We start from the raw sequence: 18,571 nt of genomic DNA on the forward strand, positions 1-18,571 counted from the left end.
AAAACCTATCTCGAAATGAAATTCTTGATAGGTTTTTTTTAGATTATTTTTTTGATTACTCGAAGTTTATGAGTGTGTTTGTTTGTTTCAGGATTATAGATTCCTAAATGATCTAACCTGTCAATTCGTATTTTTCCGCTTGCATGAATAATGTAATTGTCTTCCATGATGATGCCTACATGAATAATATTGCCTTCATCGTTATCAAAGAAAGCTAAATCACCAGGTTCGCTTTCTTCTATAAAACTCAATGCCTCTCCTTGTCTTGCTTGTTGTGAAGCGTCACGTAATAGTTTATATCCGTTAAGTTTGTAAACCATTTGTGTAAAACCGGAACAATCAATACCAAACGGTGTTTTTCCACCCCATAAATAAGGAGCATTTAGATATAAAAAGGCAGTATTAATCAATCCTTCTTTGGACTTGATACCGCTAATTTTAGTTCCCTCAAAGTCAAAACTTGAAATGTTGATTTCATTGTGATTTAAAAATGATACCGATGAACCTAATGGAATTGGGATTAATATATTATTTGGCGCAGTAATGTATTCTATTAAATCAGCATTCAAAATGATTGCGTCTTTAGACAATTGATTAAAACTGGATTCGGAAATCAGTTGGTATTGTTTAGAATCTACCCAGCCTTCATAATCATCATATTGCATTTTGATTCGGGACCATTGTTTCAATTGTTCTAAAATTTCAAAATGTTCGCCAAACAAAACTTGAGAAACGATTTCGCTTCTGTCATTTGGTTCAAAGCGAAGTGGGATTATAGCTAGATTACAAATTCCGAACATTTAGGTCAATTTATGAGTTAATAATTATGGGTTATAAGTTTCAAAACTCATAACCCATAACTTATAATTATTTTAGGCTCTTTCAATAACAATTGCTGAAGCACCACCACCGCCATTACAAATTGCAGCAGCTCCAATTTTACCGTTATTTTGTTCTAAAACATTTATTAATGTAACAATGATTCTTACTCCTGAGCAACCTAATGGATGTCCTAGAGATACAGCGCCACCGTTTATGTTTACTTTGCTATCATCTAATCCAAGAATTTTGGAATTAGCTAAACCTACAACTGCAAAAGCTTCATTGAATTCAAAATAATCAACATCGCCAATTGCTATTCCAGCTTTCTCTAAAGCTTTAGGAATTGCTTTAGATGGAGTAGTTGTAAACCATTTTGGTTCTTGTGCTGCATCGGCGTAACCATTAATGTAAGCTAAAGGTTTTAGGCCTAAGGTGATTGCTTTTTCTTCACTCATTAATATTACTGCTGCTGCGCCATCATTTATAGTTGATGCATTGGCAGCGGTTACGGTTCCATCTTTGGTGAAAACAGGGCTTAATGATGGTATTTTATCTAATTTTACATTAGTGTATTCTTCGTCTTTAGAAACTATAATAGGATCTCCTTTTCTTTGCGGAACTGCTACAGGAACAACTTCATTGTCAAATTTTCCAGAATCCCATGCTTTTGCACTGCGCTCATACGATTGAATTGCGAAGTTATCTTGTTCTTCTCGAGTAAAACCATATTCTGAAGCACATAAGTCAGCACACACTCCCATAGCGCTGTTATCGTAAGCATCAGTTAGTCCATCTTTCTGCATTCCATCAATCATGGTTGCAGGACCAAATTTAGTTCCATTTCTCAAATGCAAGTAATGCGGAATTAAACTCATATTCTCCATTCCTCCGGCTACTACAATTTCAGCATCACCACATTGAATTGCTTGCGCACCCAACATGACAGCTTTCATTCCAGAAGCACAAACTTTATTTACTGTGGTGCAAGCTACGGTATTTGGTAAGCCAGCAAATAAAGCTGCCTGACGAGCAGGAGCCTGACCTACGCCAGCCTGAACGACATTGCCCATAAATACTTCATCAATTAAATTTGGATCTAAATTTATTTTTTCCAAAGCACCTTTAATAGCCACTGCACCTAATCTTGGAGCAGTAACTGTAGATAATCCCCCCATAAAACTTCCGATAGGTGTCCTAACGGCAGAAACGATAACAACTCTTTTGTTCATAACTTATAAAATGTTGGTTTATGAAGCAAATTTAATCTTTTTTAAACAATTTCAAATTTTGATTATGCCATTATCTTTTTTTAAAAATATTTTCATTCTATATGTTTGATTGTGAACAGTTTTTGTAAAAAGGATAAAAAATATTGAAAAAAAGACCTCAAATAGTTGTGAGAAGTCTAAAGATGTCTTAAATTTGCAACCGCAAAACAGGACACGTTTCTTTGAGCTTGGAGGGGTGCCAGAGTGGTAATGGAGCAGTTTGCTAAACTGTCATCGAGTAATCGGTGCCAGGGTTCGAGTCCCTGTCCCTCCGCTTAATTTTTTTGCACTTCGGGGTGTAGCGTAGCTCGGTTATCGCGCCTGCTTTGGGAGCAGGAGGCCGCAGGTTCGAATCCTGCCACCCCGACTAGATTTTTTTACATGAGCAATGGAGGCATAGCTCAGCTGGATAGAGCACCTGCCTTCTAAGCAGGCGGTCGAAGGTTCGAATCCTTCTGCCTTCACTTAATTCCCCCTATAAACTACTGATTTTCAGTGTTTTAAGGGGTTTTTTATTTTTTTTTATCTTCTAAAAAAAGTCTTTTTTTTATAATTTTCAAACCTTTTTGACCACTTTTGACACAGATTTGGCACGATGAAATTTTGTGTGTCAAAAATAGGGTCAGTAATTTCTCAGCACGAAGTTATTCTAGAATAACTATTTTTTTTTATGTTATAGTTTACCTTTTAAAAACGGAGTTGTCAAATTGTGTCTAATCAGCAGTACCTGTGTTGATGATAGGTATTATATTTTTGGAAGTTGTAGGACATTTGTTTTCTGTGCTAAAATAAGGCCTTCGTTTTTTATCCCTTTTTGCTCGCTCAAAAAATTGCTTTTAGTGCAAGTAATGCTTGATTATTGATAATTTGCTGATAACTATAAGTATAGTATTTATTTCTTGGATTGTACATAAACTTAATTCTAATTCTTTATGTCTGTTTAAAATTATAGGAAATATTATAGAATAAGTTTGGTTATTGTTATAGAATTTAGTATATTTGCGCAGTTAGAGTTATAAAAAAAGCCCATTTTGGCGAACGGGCAAATTAATATGAGAAATAGTATGAGTGAAACAATTAGAAACACTGGTCAGAGTGTTGTAGTAAATCGTTACCGCAAAGGTAATATAAACGAATTAGAAAAACAAGTTTTCGAATCGATTTATAAGGATATAGCTAATCCGGAGGCAGTTAAGGCTGAAATTGGAGATGTTATTAAAGTGTTTAATGAGATAATTAAAATTGCTAAAAGGGAAGTAGATGACAGAAAATTTGAAAATAATGTCAAATATAGCCAACGAGCATTTTATTCTCAAGATTTGAATGCTACTATTAAAGAACAAATAATCAGAAGAATTGATTCTGACCCTGTTTTTAATAGTAAAGTTAGAATTAGAAAAAATTCCGGTTCTATATATTTTATAATTAAGGATAAGTACATTTTGTATGTAAAGAGGCTTTATGGTAAACAAAACAAACCAAATTGTTATCCAACTCCAAATAGTACTAAACTCTTTAATGGAACATTGTTCCCTGGCTTGATAGACCATATACCAGTTTTGTTCATTGGTCCGAATCTTGGGAATATTAATGAAACTGATGCATTTGTAACATCTTTGATTAGTAGAAATGAAATTAATTGGAGTTTAGTTAGTAATGATTTATTCAGCGAAACAGATGTTAAGCAACTAATTAGCACTAAAGTAGAGGAAGTAGAAAAAGAGATTGTTAAATTAAAAAAAGGTTTGGAGAGACCAAATCAAGAAAAAGCTAATAAATAATAAATAAGAACCGTTCGCCAACTGGTTTTAATTTTAATATAGATTTATTCAAAAACTAAAACAACTCACAACAATAAGTGATATGAATACAATCAACATCGAAAGAATTAAATTAGCTAGAGAAAGTAGAGGTTTTTCGCAATCTACTCTAGCTAAGGAAATGAAATCAGCATCACAGGTTTTATTGTCTAAAATTGAAAAAGGACTTTCTAATGTGACTGATGATGTATTTTCAGAGTTATGCTTAATATTGGATTATCCCAAAGAATTTTTTTATAAAAAACACAATGTTTATCCATTAAAGCATTTTTATTTTAGAAAAAATCTAGGAACTAGTATGTCAAAAGCAAGATTTTTGGAATCTCAAATAAATATTTTATCGGGTAATATATGTGATTTACTTGATGCTGTTGAAATAGAGATAGATTTACCATTTACGGATTTACATAAAACAGGGTTGTCACCAGAACAAATGGCTGATAGGGTAAGAGAATATTTTAAATTACCTAAAGGTCCAATTAAAGATTTAATTAAAGTTGTTGAAGAACAAGGTATTGTTATTCATTTGTTCGACTTTAATTCGGACATTAAAATATCGGGAGTTAGTTATATTACACCAGTTGGTATTCCTGTTATGATTATTAATAAAAACATAGCAAATTCTAGGATTATTTTTACGATTGCTCATGAGTTAGGTCATATTTTAATGCATTTTAAAGGTGGTATTATTAGTGAAGATAGAAATGTTGAAAATGAAGCAGATAGATTTGCTTCAAGTTTTTTAATGCCAAGTAATGAAATTAAATCAAACTTATATTATTTGACGGATGAGAAATTAGGTGATTTAAAGCGTTATTGGAAAGTTTCAATTCAGGCACTTTTATTTAAAGCTAAAGATTTAGGAACTTTAACTCAAGATCAATATCGTAGATGGGTAACAAAGATTAGTTACTATGGTTGGAGAAAACAAGAGCCCTTAGAGTTTGAAATTTCGGAACCTAAACTTTTGTATAAAATGCTTAAACTTCACTTTGATGAGTTACAATACTCGAAAATGGAGTTGTCCACATTGTTTGGTTTAAATGCTTTAGAGTTCGATAAAATATATTTACAATCATATTCGGATTTACACAATTATTTAAATGAGGATAATAAAGTTAGAAAATTAAAGATTTCGTACTAAAATAGTTTTTTAATAAGTTAAAAAAGCATTCAGTTTTTCTGAATGCTTTTTTTTTTATTTTGGACACAACTTGCCACGATTAATTTACTTTATATTTATATTGGACTATGATTAGTGATTGTTATTTTTGTTATGAAGTTGTTATATTTGACATGGAATTATTTTAGAAACAAGATGAATTTCTTTAAAAAACGAAAAAATTTGGCACAAAGTTGCCACAAGAAATATAATAACTCAATAATAACGTGCGCTGCGAGTTGTGTCAGTAATCCTTCTGCCTTCACTTAAGGGGATGATCAACTTTGATTATCCCCTTTTTTATTTACTTCAATGTGTTGATTTGTAATTGGTTATGTAGGTTTTTTTGGAATTTTTACTGGTTCGATATTTATGATTCGTAAAAATCGTTTTTTTTAAGAATGCCAAAGTAGATAATAAAACAATGATTTAATGTTCGATATCCCCTTGCGGGGTGCTCAGATATTTTGAGCATCTCGATTTGAATATATTTTAGTGAATATATACAGGAAATCAAGTATCTCTTTTACCTGTGCTACGTTTGTCTCGATATCATTCTTTTTCAATATTTTCATTGCCTTATTGACAGAGATTCTTCTATCTGAGAAAACTCTGGGTTTACTATTTGAAATTTGATCAATGGTTCTGGAGTTTAGAAAATTAGTTCCGGTAATATATTGATCACGATAACTAATTATCATGGATATAGCCTGATTTATTTGTAAGGGATTTAATTTCTTCGTTACGGGGTCGAACGAAAGAGGTGTAAATAACTCGATGAGATATCGTTTACCGGCTACATCTTGACTCTTATACAATGTTAAAACATTGTTTTGACCATCTTTTAGATCTCTGATGTTTTTGCCTGCATAGCAGTTAGTAATACTTTCGTTCACAAGTGTAAGCCGCTCATTGAGGAAATTTATCACCTGTTTGTATTCTTTTTTTAAATCATTAAAATCTTCAAAATCAATTTTATTCTGAATAAAATGTCTCCTTGTCTTTGATATTAAAAGCTCTTGATCCGAAATCTCTTTAATAATCTTTTTTTGCTCATTCATACATTCCTGTTTCACAGTCAAAATATTTTCATCCTCCAGTACAAGTTCAAGCAATTCATAAACTTCTGGTTTAATGTATGTTTTTTTTAATAGTTCTTCATATTCAAAGTCCAAAATATCGGTTCTGATCCGTCCTTTGCACTTACTAACTGCACAATGGTAGTATTGGTACTTCGCATATCTTCCAGCCGATGTACTTCCAGTTAATCGCCTGCCACAGAAAGGGCAGATTAAAAATCCTCTCAAAAGGAAAACCGGTTTCATTTTTTGCTTAAACGAATTTGTTGTGCGACGGCTGTTTAGCAGGCACTGAACTTCTTTAAAAAGCTTCTCTGAAATAAGTGGCTCATGGAGGCCTTCTACAAAATATTCTTCTTCCGTTTTGTACGCAGACACAAAGACTAATCCACAATAGAATGGGTTGTGCAGAACCTTCCAAAAATTATTCCTGCCACAAATAAGTCCTTTGAGGTTAGCCATTCTTCTGATATAGCTAATTGTAAATTTACCTTTTGAATATTCTTCAAATGACCAACGGATATAATCGGCTTCAGGTTGTTTGGTCACGATAATTTTTTTGCCATCAGCAGCAACCTTGTTCATATAACCAATAGGTGCTTTTCCAGGCCATCTGCCCATTTTTCTCGCTCTTCTCATACCATCAGATGTATTTAGCCCTCGTCTGCTATTCTCTGCTTCCGGAATTGATAAATACATGGCAAGCATTACGGTACTTTCAGGAACCTCAAAATCGATTGCCTGATCAATAGCCATGGCTTGAGTATTCAGTCCTCTTAGTATCCCGATCATTTGATAAGCATATTCGATGTTGCGGCTAAAACGATCCCATTTAACAAATAGAATATTTTCTGGTGGGCGATGTTTATTTTTCTTTATTGTTTTAATAAGGTTTCTCCATTCTGGTCTGTTGAAATCCTTGGCTGAAAAATCTTCTCTGAAAATTCCCTTAACCTTTATTTGGTTCATCACACAGAATTTTAATAAACGATCTTCTTGTTCAATAAGAGAAAACCCCTTTCTTTTTTGTTCGTCAGTACTTACTCTGACATATAAATAAGCATTTTCCATAACAAAAATTATGTAGAGATTTCTTGATTTACTTTTAGTAGGGAATATGTCTAGACATCTCAATTAGTTACATAAATTTACGAAAACAGTGATCTTTCGGATAAATTATTTAAGTGGATATTAGATAGTTAAATAGGTATAAATACGTAGCTGTTGATTTTTGTTAATATTTATATATGAACGGACAATATGATTTTTTGTAAAATAGATCCATAAAAAAGAATAATATTTGTTTTAATTGAATAACCGTTAGATACATCATGGGGATTTTTAATAAACGAGAAAAAACTCAATGAATTAAATGAAAATTTTAATGAAAAACTCAATTGAGAAATACAGTTTTGCATTCAAATCGGAATAAATCTATTTTTTATCTTAACTGACACCAAGCAACCAAAACCAGAGTTTCCTTTTTCTCTGTTGCTGAGAATCCGGGGCAATGACACAAAAGTTTACCTGTTCACTATCAGATGCGCTCCACTTTGATTGATATGCGAAAAGGTTTTGACAGACTTACGGGGTTGGTTCGGAATGAGTCATAGGACGCCTTCTTTGTTATATACTCATCAAGTAACCAACAAGATTGTCTTTTGTATCCAGACCCATTTTTTTTCTTAAACGATGTCGGGAAACTTCAACTCCTCGACTTGAAACATTCATGATTTCTGCAATTTCTTTTGTTGACATATTCATTAATAAATATGTCGACAAATCTAATTCTCGAGGAGAAATTGTTGGGTGTTTTTCTTTTAATCTTTTCAAAAAATCATAATGAACATTTTTGATGTGTTTTTCTAAATCGTTCCAGCTTTTGTCTGTATTTACCTCTTTTTCAATGCTTCTGTTTAATTTGGTAAATTGGGATTTAGTGGTTTCATCAAATGATTCTGTATTAATGTCTTTTAGTTTATGGATGATTCCGTTTAGAATTTTGTTTTTATTTACTACCTGCAAAGAATTATTGACTAGCTCCTTGTCTTTTGCCAGAATCTTGGTTTTAAGCTTGTCCTTTTTTAGTTTTTCATTTTCCTTTTCCAGTTCATATTGTTCTTGTCTGATTTTTGATTCTTTTTCCAGATAAAGCCTTCTTTGCTCAATGGTTTCATAATATTTATTTTTTCGTATTTTCATTTTTGTTCTTTGTCTCATATAAGATATGGACACAACACCAAGTAAAATATAAACTAAATACGCTAAAAAATGTCTGTACCATGGTGGAGAAACCGTAAATACAACAAATGCTTCTTCTGATTGAATTCCATAGCTATTTCTCACTTTTAATTTCATCTTATAATTACCTTCTCTTAAATAGGTATATTCTTTAAATGAAATTGTTGACCAATTACTCCATTTGTCATCAAAACCTTCTAATTTATAAGAGAATTTAACATTTTCAAGATTTTCATAAGTTGGGGATGAAAATGTGAATTTTACATGATTTGAAGCATACGGAATTAAATATTTTTCAGATACTTTTTTCTCATTTCCAAAGATTAGTGTATCACTGGGAGAGGAAAAACTTCGAATAAAAACGGTGGGTTTAGTTACGGTATTGTTTAATAATTTGGAATCATAATGTGCTAATCCGTCTATAAGTCCTATAAATATGTTTTTTGGATTAATGGTATTTACAGAAAGACGATCAGTGATTAAATTACCCGTCAAACTTGAAAATGGGGCAACAAGATTTGTATAAGTACCATTGCTATTTTTCATTAATTCGCCTAATGATTCATTGAATACATACCAGAGGTTTCCATTGGCATCTTCAGTTAATGCTTTAATTTTGGGAATGTCTTTAAAAATCAAACTCATTTTTTTATCTTCATAAAACAAGTCTTGTTCTTTTGAATATTTGTAAAAATGATTGTTTGTTTGAAAGTAAATACTGTTGTTTATTTTCTGAATGCTTCCAAAACCTTTATCATTAGCGGACAAATTAGGAATGGTTTTTATCAATTTAAATTTTTTTAAATCAGAAGACAGTTCCATTTGATATAATAATCCATCATTTTTTAGCCATAAATAGTTATTGTCCAGTTCGAAAGATAAAGAGGATTTATAAAGACCTATAATTTGATTTCTGAATTCTAAACCATTAGCTGTCTTTTCGAATACCGCAAACCCATTTTTATTTGATCCTATAACAAAATTTGGCCGACTGGGGATTATTTGAAATCTAGAATAACCATTTTCATCCAGTACTTTTATCGTCTTCCCTCCTTCAATCACTAAAGCACCATTATTGTGTGCGCATAATAATTGGTTTCCAATTACTTGAATAGCGTCGGCTTGACCAATTGTTCCTTCTACTAGAGTAAAACTGCTTTCATTGAAGTTTTTGTTCCAAGGATGGTAAAAAACGCCTTGGTTTGTAGCTACATACAAATTTTCTTTATATACGACTGATGCATAAACGCTACCTAGATTATAACTAAAAGGAAAATAACTAAATGGTGAGTTTTCGTTAATAAATGCGATTCCGCTATCTAAACCAAGCCAAAGATTATTCTTGTTGTCAATAAAAGAGGTTAGCACAGTATTATTCTGGAGTCCTTTGTCGCGATCAATATGTTGAATGATTTTTCCATTTAAATCACATATAATAATCCCGTTTAAAACTGAATTGATTACAATGAATTTGTCTTTTATAGCTACGCCTCCAAGTGAACCATTCTTTTTGATGAATACATTCGCTTCGGTATCCCAAGGAATCATTTTTTCATTGTCATATTTAAAAAGACCCTTGTTTAAAGTAGCAACGAGCAACTTGTTATCAGGCATAGGAAAGATACCCCAGATTTCTGTATTGTTTAAAATGGTAGTGTTTTTTAGCTGGAATAATTTTCCGTTTTTGTATTCTATTATCCCTGCTGTAATATCTTGAAAATACAAGTGGTTATTTACTTGGAATGAAAATTGGAATTTAGTGGGGGCTTCCAATAATCTAAGTTTATTGTTTTTAAAGATAAAAGCCCTTTCAAAAGATTGAAAAATAACTTCCCCTTTATGAATATGTATCTTCCAAATGTAACCAGTTAATTTGACTGTATTTATATTTACCATTTTAGATAAGGAAAAATATTCCAGTTTTCCTTTAGAATTAGGTTTGAAATAGCCAAATTCATTATTACCTCCGACAAATATTTTGCCTGAATCATCAATTTTTACGGATCTAATAAGGGGAGAATTTGGTAAGCTATACTTTCGCCATGATGCACCGTCAAATTGAAATAGACCGTTATTGTTGGCAAAGTAAATATTTCCGTTTTTATCTTGGTCAATATTCCAGTTTTGAGTCCCTCCTTTATAATCGGTTCTTTTATAATTTCGGATGTCGGGGACTCCAATGTTTTTGATTTGACCAGAAAAGGGTATTACAAATAACAGAAAAAAAAGAATGTTTAATTTTAGTTGATTCATGATTATCTCTTTTAAATTGTAGTCAGTCAATTTTTCTCTTTAAAAAAATGATTGTCATTTTAGTCATAATCTGTAATACCTACTGATTACCAGCCTATCAAAAAGGCTAAATTATCGTTTTTTTTAGCAATGCAAGTTTTTTTTGTTTTAAAATACTTTGATGTGTAATATATGTAAATTATAATTACCTAATAATCAATATATTAAAATAAATATGCTGAGGTTTTGCTTGGTTTTTTTTCGGTGTAAAGTTAGATTTGCTGAGGTTTTGTTTGGGAGTATAATTCCGAATAGTAAAAAAAACATGTTTAATATTGCTCCGAATTACTAATTAATTAACCAAAATTTTAGAAAAATGAAATTATTAAAAAGATTTATTTTTTGTATTTCGTCACTATTATTCTCAGTTTATGGTCATGCACAAGATGCTACCATAAATGGGAAAGTACTTGACGATAAGGGGATGTCAATACCAGGGGCAACCATAGTACTAAAGGGGACAAAATCGTCAGTTGCAACAGACTTTGATGGGAAGTTTCAAATAAAGGCTCCAAAAGATGGAACTTTGACAATCAGCTTTATTGGATACAAAACCGTACAAGAAGCAATTAACGGGAGAAATGAAATTCAAATTAAACTGAACTCTGACACGCAATCCTTAAATGAAGTTGTAGTTGTTGGTTATGGTACTCAAAAGAAGAGTGTTGTTACGGGTGCAATATCTTCAATAAAGGCTGATCAGATAGCACATTTATCTGTCGGTTTGACTTCCCAAGCCTTGCAAGGACAAACCGCTGGAGTTACAGTTTTGCCGCAATCTGGAGCTCCTGGGGCAGGGGCTAAGATTCGTATCCGTGGGGCAGGATCAAATGGTAATTCTGATCCTATTTTTGTTGTTGATGGAATGCGTACAAGCAACATTGATTTCTTAGACCCAAACGATATCGAAAAGATGGAGATTCTAAAAGATGCCGCTTCTGCAGCTATTTATGGTGCCGATGGTGGTAATGGTGTTGTAATGATTACAACTAAAAAAGGGAAGTCAGGCACTATGAATGTGTCATATAGTACGCAATACGGCTTTCAATCATTAAGAAGCAATTTTAAGATGATGAATGCTGACCAGTATGTACAATGGATTGATGAAACTAAACCTCCTGGAAACAAGCCAAATGTCGCGGAATGGAAAGGCAAAGAAGGTACAAACTGGATTGATGAAACTGCTGAAGATGCTGCGCCTATACAACATCATACTCTTCAGGTTTCCGGAGGAAATGAAGTGTCAACATTTTTACTTTCAGGTAACTTTTTCACTCAAGACGGACTTTTTGGGGGAGATAAGACCAATTTTAATCGTACAACAATGAGGTTTAACTCAAATCACAAAGTAAGTAAGTATTTAGAAGTGGGTGAAAACTTTTCTTATTCCATAAATAAACGTAAAGCTTTCACAGAAGATGATAGTTTTAATGGTATTATGAATCATGTTATGTTGATGGATCCATTAACTCCAGTTTATTATCCAAAAGGAACTCCATTGCCTCAACATGTACAGGCTGCATTAGTGGCGGGGTATCCATTACTTACCAATGAAAATGGAGAATATTATGGTATATCAAACTATATTATTGGAGAAATAGCCAACCCTATTGGGCAAATCGCACTTGATAATGGTCTCTCACTAGAAACTAAAATTATTGGTAATGTGTATGCTAACATTAAGCCTATTGACGGGGTGGTTTTTACAACACGTTTTGGGATTGAACAAGCATTTAATAACTATGATGATTGGACTGCAAAATATTGGTGGAATCAAAACAAACAAAACACTACAAATTCTAAAACATACAATCAAGGGATATCTAAAACATGGCTTTGGGAAAACTTTGCTACCTACAGCAAAAAAATTGAGAAGCATGAATTCTCTGCTATGCTGGGAATGTCAGCCCAAGATTCGGAATATCGTTACTTAAATACACGTACATCTGGTATGATTAAAGAAGGAGATCAATGGGCACAAGTTGGTGAAACTCCTGTAGCAGGAACTATTTCAGGTAATAAATATCCAACATCGATGGATTCTTATTTTGGTCGTATTACTTATTCTTATGATGATAAATATTTGTTTCAGGCTTCTTTGAGAAATGACAATTCTTCACTTTTTGCACCAAATAAACGAGCGGGTTACTTCCCCGCCGTATCAGCAGGTTGGGTGTTATCAAATGAGTCATTTTGGAAAATGGAATCTATAAACTACCTTAAGTTAAGAGGTTCTTGGGGTCAAAACGGTTCAACTTCTAATATTGCGGCAGGCCAATGGAAAGCCCTTATTACTAAAGATGGTTTAAGATACCCTGATGCACTTGGCAATTTTCATACAGTTGGAGAACTTAAAGCCTTGGCAAATGAAGATATAACATGGGAGACAACAGAGCAAACCGATTTTGGATTTGATTTAAGAGCTTTTACCAACAGATTAACACTAGGTTTTGATTATTACAACAAAGTAACCAGAGATCTATTGACGCCTTCTTCCCCCCCGTTATCAACAGGTTACCCAGCTCCTTACGCTAATGCAGGAGATGTAACTAACAAGGGTATTGAAATAGAATTAGGATGGAGAGAAAAAAGAGGTGACTTCAATTATGGCATCAACTTTAACCTAACTACTATCAAAAATGAAGTAACGTATTTGAACCCATTACTTGACAGAGTTGATGGAGCAAGCCTTCCTGTACTAGGGACTATCACCTCTTTTGAGTTGGGTAAACCGGTTTGGTTCTTTAGAGGGTATAAAACAAATGGAATATTCCAAAATCAATCACAAGTTGATGCTTATAAAACATCTTTAGGGAATGTTACATCATGGTCTCCAACGCCTGGTGATCCAATTGTAGTAGATGCCAATGGTGATGGTGATATCAATGACAAGGATAAAACATACATTGGGAGTCCACATCCAGATTTATTGATTGCAACAACTTTAGATTTTGAGTATAAAGGATTTGATCTCAAAGTATTTTTACAAGGTGCTTTTGGAGGCCAGAACTTCATGGCATTAGCCAGAGTTGACAACCCAACTACTAACCGTCCATCCTATTTTTTTACTGACAGATGGACAGGGGAAGGAAGTACCAATAGCTTCCCAAAAGCTTCGTACAGTGACCCAATCATTTATTCAAGTGATTTAATGGTTCAAGATGCCTCTTATGTAAAAATAAAACAAATTCAATTAGGCTATAATTTTAAGTCAGAATTAATCAAACGATTAGGAATGACCGGTCTAAGACTATATATGTCGTTAGATGATTACTTTACATTCACAAAATACAAAGGGATCAACCCGGAAGTAGGAAGTTTCTCAAACAACTCTCAAGGTATCGATAGAGGTTTGTATCCTACCGCAAGCCGTTTAATGACAGGCTTATCAGTAACATTTTAATTTAATGACTATTACTATAAATATATAACAATGAAAAAATTAATTTATAAATTATCGGTTATTGCAGGCCTAGTTTTAATGCTAACATCCTGTGAAAAAGATTTCTTAGAGAAACCAATTTATGGTGTTCTGGCGGCGGATGATTATTTTAAAACGGAAGAAGAATTGCAAGAAGGTGTATTTGCTTGTTATGATGTTTTACAATGGGCTTATAATCAAGACTGGAACTCAATGTATGTTGTAAAATCATTTCCTTCTGATGAATCCTATGCAGGGGGAGGTTCAAAAGCAGATCAACCACCATACCAACAACTGGACGACTATTCTTACACCTCAGAGAATAAGCCAATAGAACATTCATTTCAAGCTATGTATTTTGGTATAATGAGAGCGAATGCAATTATTAATACAGCAGAGGGCGATACACCGGCAAAAACCAAAATGATAGCAGAAGCCAAGGCTTTGAGAGCCTATTTCTACTTTGAATTAGTTTCAATGTGGGATGGAGTGCCATTGCGTTTAAAGCTTCCATCACCAGCTGAATATGCAATTGCAAAATCTACACCTGAGGAGATTTATGCGCAAATACATAAAGATTTAGATGAAGCTATTCCAGATCTTCCTAAAAAGAGTGAGTACTCACCTGAAATGCGTTTCAGAATGTCACAAGGTACTGCTTGGGCTTTGAAAGGTAAGGCTTATTTATATCAAAAGAAATATTCAGAATCAGCAACTGCACTTGACAAAGTTATTCAATCAAATGAGTACGGTCTTGCTACAGATTACTCAAAGATATTCTTAAAAGAATCCGAATATGGTATAGAATCCTTATTTGAAATTGGCTATGTTTCTACTGCAGGCTATGATTGGGGAAATTTCCCATGGGCAAGCCGTGCAATGGAAAGTAATATTAACTGGCAGTTGATGGGGCCAAGAGGTGATTATTTCAAAAGCGGAACCTCTGGTCTTCAAGGGGGTTGGGGATTTAACTATCCAACAGCTAAAATGGCGCAGGCATTTGATGCAGAAGGGGACATGATTAGAAAAAATGCTTCTATATTATCAGTAGCAGATCTTAGATCGAAATATGGCGGAGATTGGACAGAAGACTGGACAAAACCAGACCCGGTTTGGGGAATGGAAGGTTACTTTAGACTTAAGTATGGTACATTAGCCGCTGAAACTGATGGACCTATTACTGAATTGAACTATGGAACAAACTTTAGATTAATCAGATATGCTGACGTTTTATTAATGGCTGCTGAGGCGAAATTTTTAGCAGGAAATATTGCAGGAGCTCAAGTGAATTTTGATCAAGTACGAAACAGAGTGAATCTGCCGGCTAAAGTAATTTCGATGGATGCAATTAAGACAGAGAGACGATTGGAATTGGCGTTTGAAGGATTTAGATTTCTTGACTTAATTCGTTGGGGGGATGCTTCCAATATATTGAAAAATCAAGGTTTTAGTAAAAATGGCAACTTTGCAGAAAAACATAAATTATACCCAATACCTGCTGCAGAGGTTAACAATAATGATAAGTTAATACAAAACCCTGGTTGGTAATTTAGTTAAATTTGAGTAGGTGGAATGACCCATTCTCTTATGATTATGGGTCATTTTTTATAAAAGAATTGTTTTAGTTAGTATATTAAATAAATGAAAATATTTTTTTCTAAAATAAGTTTGTTTATCGTTTTGAATTGCTTTCTAATGTTTGCATGCAGTGGTTCAAATTCAGAAAAAGCTGTAGTTTCTATAAAACCTACAAATCTTAGTTACACCAACATAGTTGGGCTACAACTCAGACTCCAAATGGTGATGGATGTGGCGTGGTAAATTTTGCCCTTTCAGTAACCAATACAACAAAGTATAAAATTGTACTCGGAAATGGAGGAGCAAAAGAAATAACAAATGGAAGTTTTACTTACACCTATACCACATCGGGTTTCAATACTTATGTATTATATGTGTCTGCTTACAATACAGATCAATTTGTTAGTACAATACACTCTATAACTGTTTTGGTTCAACCCAAATTAGTTTGGTCCGATGAATTTAATACTGATGGCGCTCCGGATAGCTCTAAATGAGGTTATGATTTAGATGCAGAATCGTTATAATTTCGAATGCAGCAACTGAGTTTCATATCTATGCTATCGATTGGTCAGCGGCATCTATTAAGTTTTATGTTGACAATCAGTTGTTTTATACGTTTGCAAATACGACCAGTTTTCCTTTTAATCAGAATTTTTTCTTGATTATAAATAGTGCAATAGGAGGTGGTTTTGGAGGTACAATAGATTCTGATTTTACTTCTTCCACTTTTGAGATAGATTATGTTAGAGTTATAATTAATGGTGTTTGTTTAAGTGGTTCTTCATTGTAAGCTTCTATTTGTAAGTTGGATAGGGGCTTCAGTGGAGAATAATAATTTAAAAATAAAGAAAGTTCTTCCAGAGATATTAAAAAAGAAGTTGTTGTAACTATTAAGTAAAAAAGTTTAATTGTTGAAAATGATGAATGTACGGCCGAAATGTTCAATATTAAACACAATCGAAATTAACAACGGCATTAGAATCGGGTTCCGTAGGAACTATAGTCGGTAAAATAACATACACACATAATATTTATAAAATGAAAAAAATCACAACCGCAGCACTTTTAGCAGTGTCTTTTTTAGCTCTTGCTCAGCAGAAAAGCAAAATACAATCAAAACTCTTTTCAACAAAAGACAAAACAGTTAGCGTTTATACTACAGCAGACAATACAAAATTAAGATTGACGCTGACAGATAAGTTAGTTCTCTCACCGTCTAAACAACCTTTAGAAACAGAGATTTCCGTTTTTGTTGAGCCTAAAAAAACGTTCCAAAGTTTTATGGGAATTGGAGGCGCAATCACCGATGCAAGTGCTGAGGTTTTTGCAAAATTGCCTAAAGACAAGCAACAAGAACTTTTGAATGCTTATTATGATAAAGAAAAAGGAATTGGTTATTCATTGGTAAGAACCACCATTCATAGTTCTGATTTTAGCAGTGAAAGCTATACTTATATCAAAGAGGGTGATGCAGCTTTGAAGACTTTCAATATTGACCATGACAGGCAATATCGTATTCCATTGATTAAAAAAGCCATAAAAACAGCTGGAGGAAAATTATCAATTTATGCTTCGCCATGGAGTCCCCCGGCTTTTATGAAAAGCAATAATAGTATGCTAAAAGGAGGTACATTATTACCGGAGTATTACCAATCTTGGGCAAATTATTATACAAAATTTATCAAAGCGTATGAAAAAGAAGGAATCCCAATTTGGGGTCTTACGGTACAAAATGAACCCATGGCTGTTCAATCTTGGGAATCTTGTGTGTATACCGCTGATGCAGAAAGAGATTTTCTAAAAAACTTTCTTGGTCCCACAATGAAAAAAGAAGGTTTGGGAGACAAGAAAATTGTGGTTTGGGATCACAATCGCGATTTAATGAATCAGCGGGCAAATGTTATTTTTTCGGATCCGGAAGCTTCAAAATATGCCTGGGGAATGGGATTCCATTGGTATGAATCTTGGTCAGGCGGAGCACCAATGTTTGAGAATGTTCGTAAAGTTCAGGAGGCATATCCATCTAAAAACTTATTGTTTACTGAAGGATGTGTTGAAAAATTTGATGCCAAGAAATATCAATTTTGGGCAAACGGGGAACGTTATGGTACTTCCATTATTAATGATTTCAATAATGGAACAGTGGGTTGGACGGATTGGAACATCCTTTTGGACCAAAAAGGAGGTCCTAACCATGTGGGGAATTTCTGTTTTGCGCCAATTCATGCTGATTTGAATTCAGGAGAATTAATTTATACGCCTTCGTATTATTATATAGGTCATTTTTCGAAATTTATTCGTCCTGATGCTAAAAGAGTCAGTACAGCTGTGAGTAGAAGCAGTTTGTTAAGTACTTCATTCCTGAATACAGACGGAAAAATGGTTACTGTGGTAATGAATCAATCTGATAAAGAGATTACGTATAATTTGATCATTGCTTCAGAGAAAACTGTGGTAGTAATTCCAGCTCACGGTATTCAGACATTAGTTTATTAATCATTTTTTTGGAGGCCTTAATCAGCACAGTTTTGAATGAAAATAATAAAAGTTCCTTATAAAAGCCAAAAGCATCAAATTCAAATCGCTATGGTCAATGTTAAAAACGAAAATTGCTTTATAAATTATTACAAATTGCTTTATAAATTATTACAATATGTTGAAAATTAATATGAAAAATCCCAAGAATCTAAGAACTGCTAAATTGATCGCTTTTAGTTTAATCATCAATCTTTGGGCTTTTACAGGTTTTGGACAACCTTATGTCGATACACTGCAAATTCCAGTGATATTGACCACCCAATTCCAATTTAAAGTGACCACCTGATTCCAATTCAAAATGACCACCTAATTCCGGAGCAAAATGACCACCTCCATTTTTCATTAAA

11 protein-coding genes and 3 tRNA genes are annotated in these 18,571 nt (G+C 33.4%); 10 read left to right on the forward strand and 4 right to left on the reverse strand.

Annotation, left to right across the window (positions count from 1 at the left end):
* Positions 1 to 38 precede the first annotated feature (38 nt).
* Both ACM55H_RS17090 and ACM55H_RS17095 read right to left on the reverse strand, forming a co-directional pair.
* Complete coding sequence (locus ACM55H_RS17090) at positions 39 to 800, reverse strand: C40 family peptidase (RefSeq protein WP_416837661.1); 762 nt, start codon at positions 798 to 800, stop codon at positions 39 to 41.
* Positions 801 to 872: 72 nt separating this feature from the next.
* Positions 873 to 2,051, reverse strand: coding sequence for an acetyl-CoA C-acyltransferase (locus ACM55H_RS17095; RefSeq protein ID WP_416837662.1), 1,179 nt, complete (start codon positions 2,049 to 2,051; stop codon positions 873 to 875).
* A 229-nt stretch (positions 2,052 to 2,280) separates the two neighbouring features.
* Between ACM55H_RS17095 and ACM55H_RS17100 the strand changes: the two genes are divergently transcribed.
* The 5 genes from ACM55H_RS17100 to ACM55H_RS17120 all read left to right on the forward strand — a co-directional run bounded on the left by ACM55H_RS17100 (position 2,281) and on the right by ACM55H_RS17120 (position 5,054).
* Positions 2,281 to 2,364, forward strand: a tRNA-Ser gene (locus ACM55H_RS17100).
* A gap of 18 nt (positions 2,365 to 2,382) precedes the next feature.
* Positions 2,383 to 2,457, forward strand: a tRNA-Pro gene (locus ACM55H_RS17105).
* 23 nt (positions 2,458 to 2,480) lie between these two features.
* Positions 2,481 to 2,554: transfer RNA gene (locus ACM55H_RS17110), tRNA-Arg, on the forward strand.
* Positions 2,555 to 3,121: 567 nt separating this feature from the next.
* Positions 3,122 to 3,871 (forward strand): hypothetical protein, encoded by a 750-nt coding sequence (locus ACM55H_RS17115; protein WP_416837663.1) that lies wholly within the window; start codon positions 3,122 to 3,124, stop codon positions 3,869 to 3,871.
* An 82-nt stretch (positions 3,872 to 3,953) separates the two neighbouring features.
* Positions 3,954 to 5,054, forward strand: coding sequence for an ImmA/IrrE family metallo-endopeptidase (locus tag ACM55H_RS17120; protein ID WP_416837664.1), 1,101 nt, complete (start codon positions 3,954 to 3,956; stop codon positions 5,052 to 5,054).
* A 476-nt stretch (positions 5,055 to 5,530) separates the two neighbouring features.
* Here the strand turns inward: ACM55H_RS17120 and ACM55H_RS17125 are convergent, their stop codons facing one another.
* Together ACM55H_RS17125 and ACM55H_RS17130 are read right to left on the reverse strand one after the other, a co-directional pair.
* The gene (locus ACM55H_RS17125; protein WP_416837665.1) at positions 5,531 to 7,222 is read right to left on the reverse strand and encodes a recombinase family protein; all 1,692 of its coding nucleotides are present in this window, start codon (positions 7,220 to 7,222) and stop codon (positions 5,531 to 5,533) included.
* Between the two features lie 555 nt (positions 7,223 to 7,777).
* Positions 7,778 to 10,645, reverse strand: coding sequence for a helix-turn-helix and ligand-binding sensor domain-containing protein (locus tag ACM55H_RS17130; RefSeq protein ID WP_416837666.1), 2,868 nt, complete (start codon positions 10,643 to 10,645; stop codon positions 7,778 to 7,780).
* 355 nt (positions 10,646 to 11,000) lie between these two features.
* Between ACM55H_RS17130 and ACM55H_RS17135 the strand changes: the two genes are divergently transcribed.
* The 5 genes from ACM55H_RS17135 to ACM55H_RS17155 all read left to right on the forward strand — a co-directional run bounded on the left by ACM55H_RS17135 (position 11,001) and on the right by ACM55H_RS17155 (position 18,182).
* On the forward strand, positions 11,001 to 14,087 hold the full coding sequence (locus tag ACM55H_RS17135) for a SusC/RagA family TonB-linked outer membrane protein (protein WP_416837667.1): 3,087 nt from the start codon (positions 11,001 to 11,003) through the stop codon (positions 14,085 to 14,087).
* Between the two features lie 30 nt (positions 14,088 to 14,117).
* On the forward strand, positions 14,118 to 15,653 hold the full coding sequence (locus ACM55H_RS17140; protein WP_416837668.1) for a RagB/SusD family nutrient uptake outer membrane protein: 1,536 nt from the start codon (positions 14,118 to 14,120) through the stop codon (positions 15,651 to 15,653).
* 266 nt (positions 15,654 to 15,919) lie between these two features.
* Complete coding sequence (locus tag ACM55H_RS17145) at positions 15,920 to 16,180, forward strand: hypothetical protein (RefSeq protein ID WP_416837669.1); 261 nt, start codon at positions 15,920 to 15,922, stop codon at positions 16,178 to 16,180.
* Between the two features lie 86 nt (positions 16,181 to 16,266).
* Positions 16,267 to 16,476, forward strand: coding sequence for a glycoside hydrolase family 16 protein (locus ACM55H_RS17150; protein WP_416837672.1), 210 nt, complete (start codon positions 16,267 to 16,269; stop codon positions 16,474 to 16,476).
* A gap of 248 nt (positions 16,477 to 16,724) precedes the next feature.
* Positions 16,725 to 18,182, forward strand: a complete 1,458-nt coding sequence (locus ACM55H_RS17155; RefSeq protein WP_416837670.1) for a glycoside hydrolase family 30 protein — start codon at positions 16,725 to 16,727, stop codon at positions 18,180 to 18,182.
* Positions 18,183 to 18,571: the final 389 nt, after the last annotated feature.

This window comes from Flavobacterium cryoconiti (assembly GCF_048158645.1).
Classification (GTDB): domain Bacteria; phylum Bacteroidota; class Bacteroidia; order Flavobacteriales; family Flavobacteriaceae; genus Flavobacterium; species Flavobacterium cryoconiti.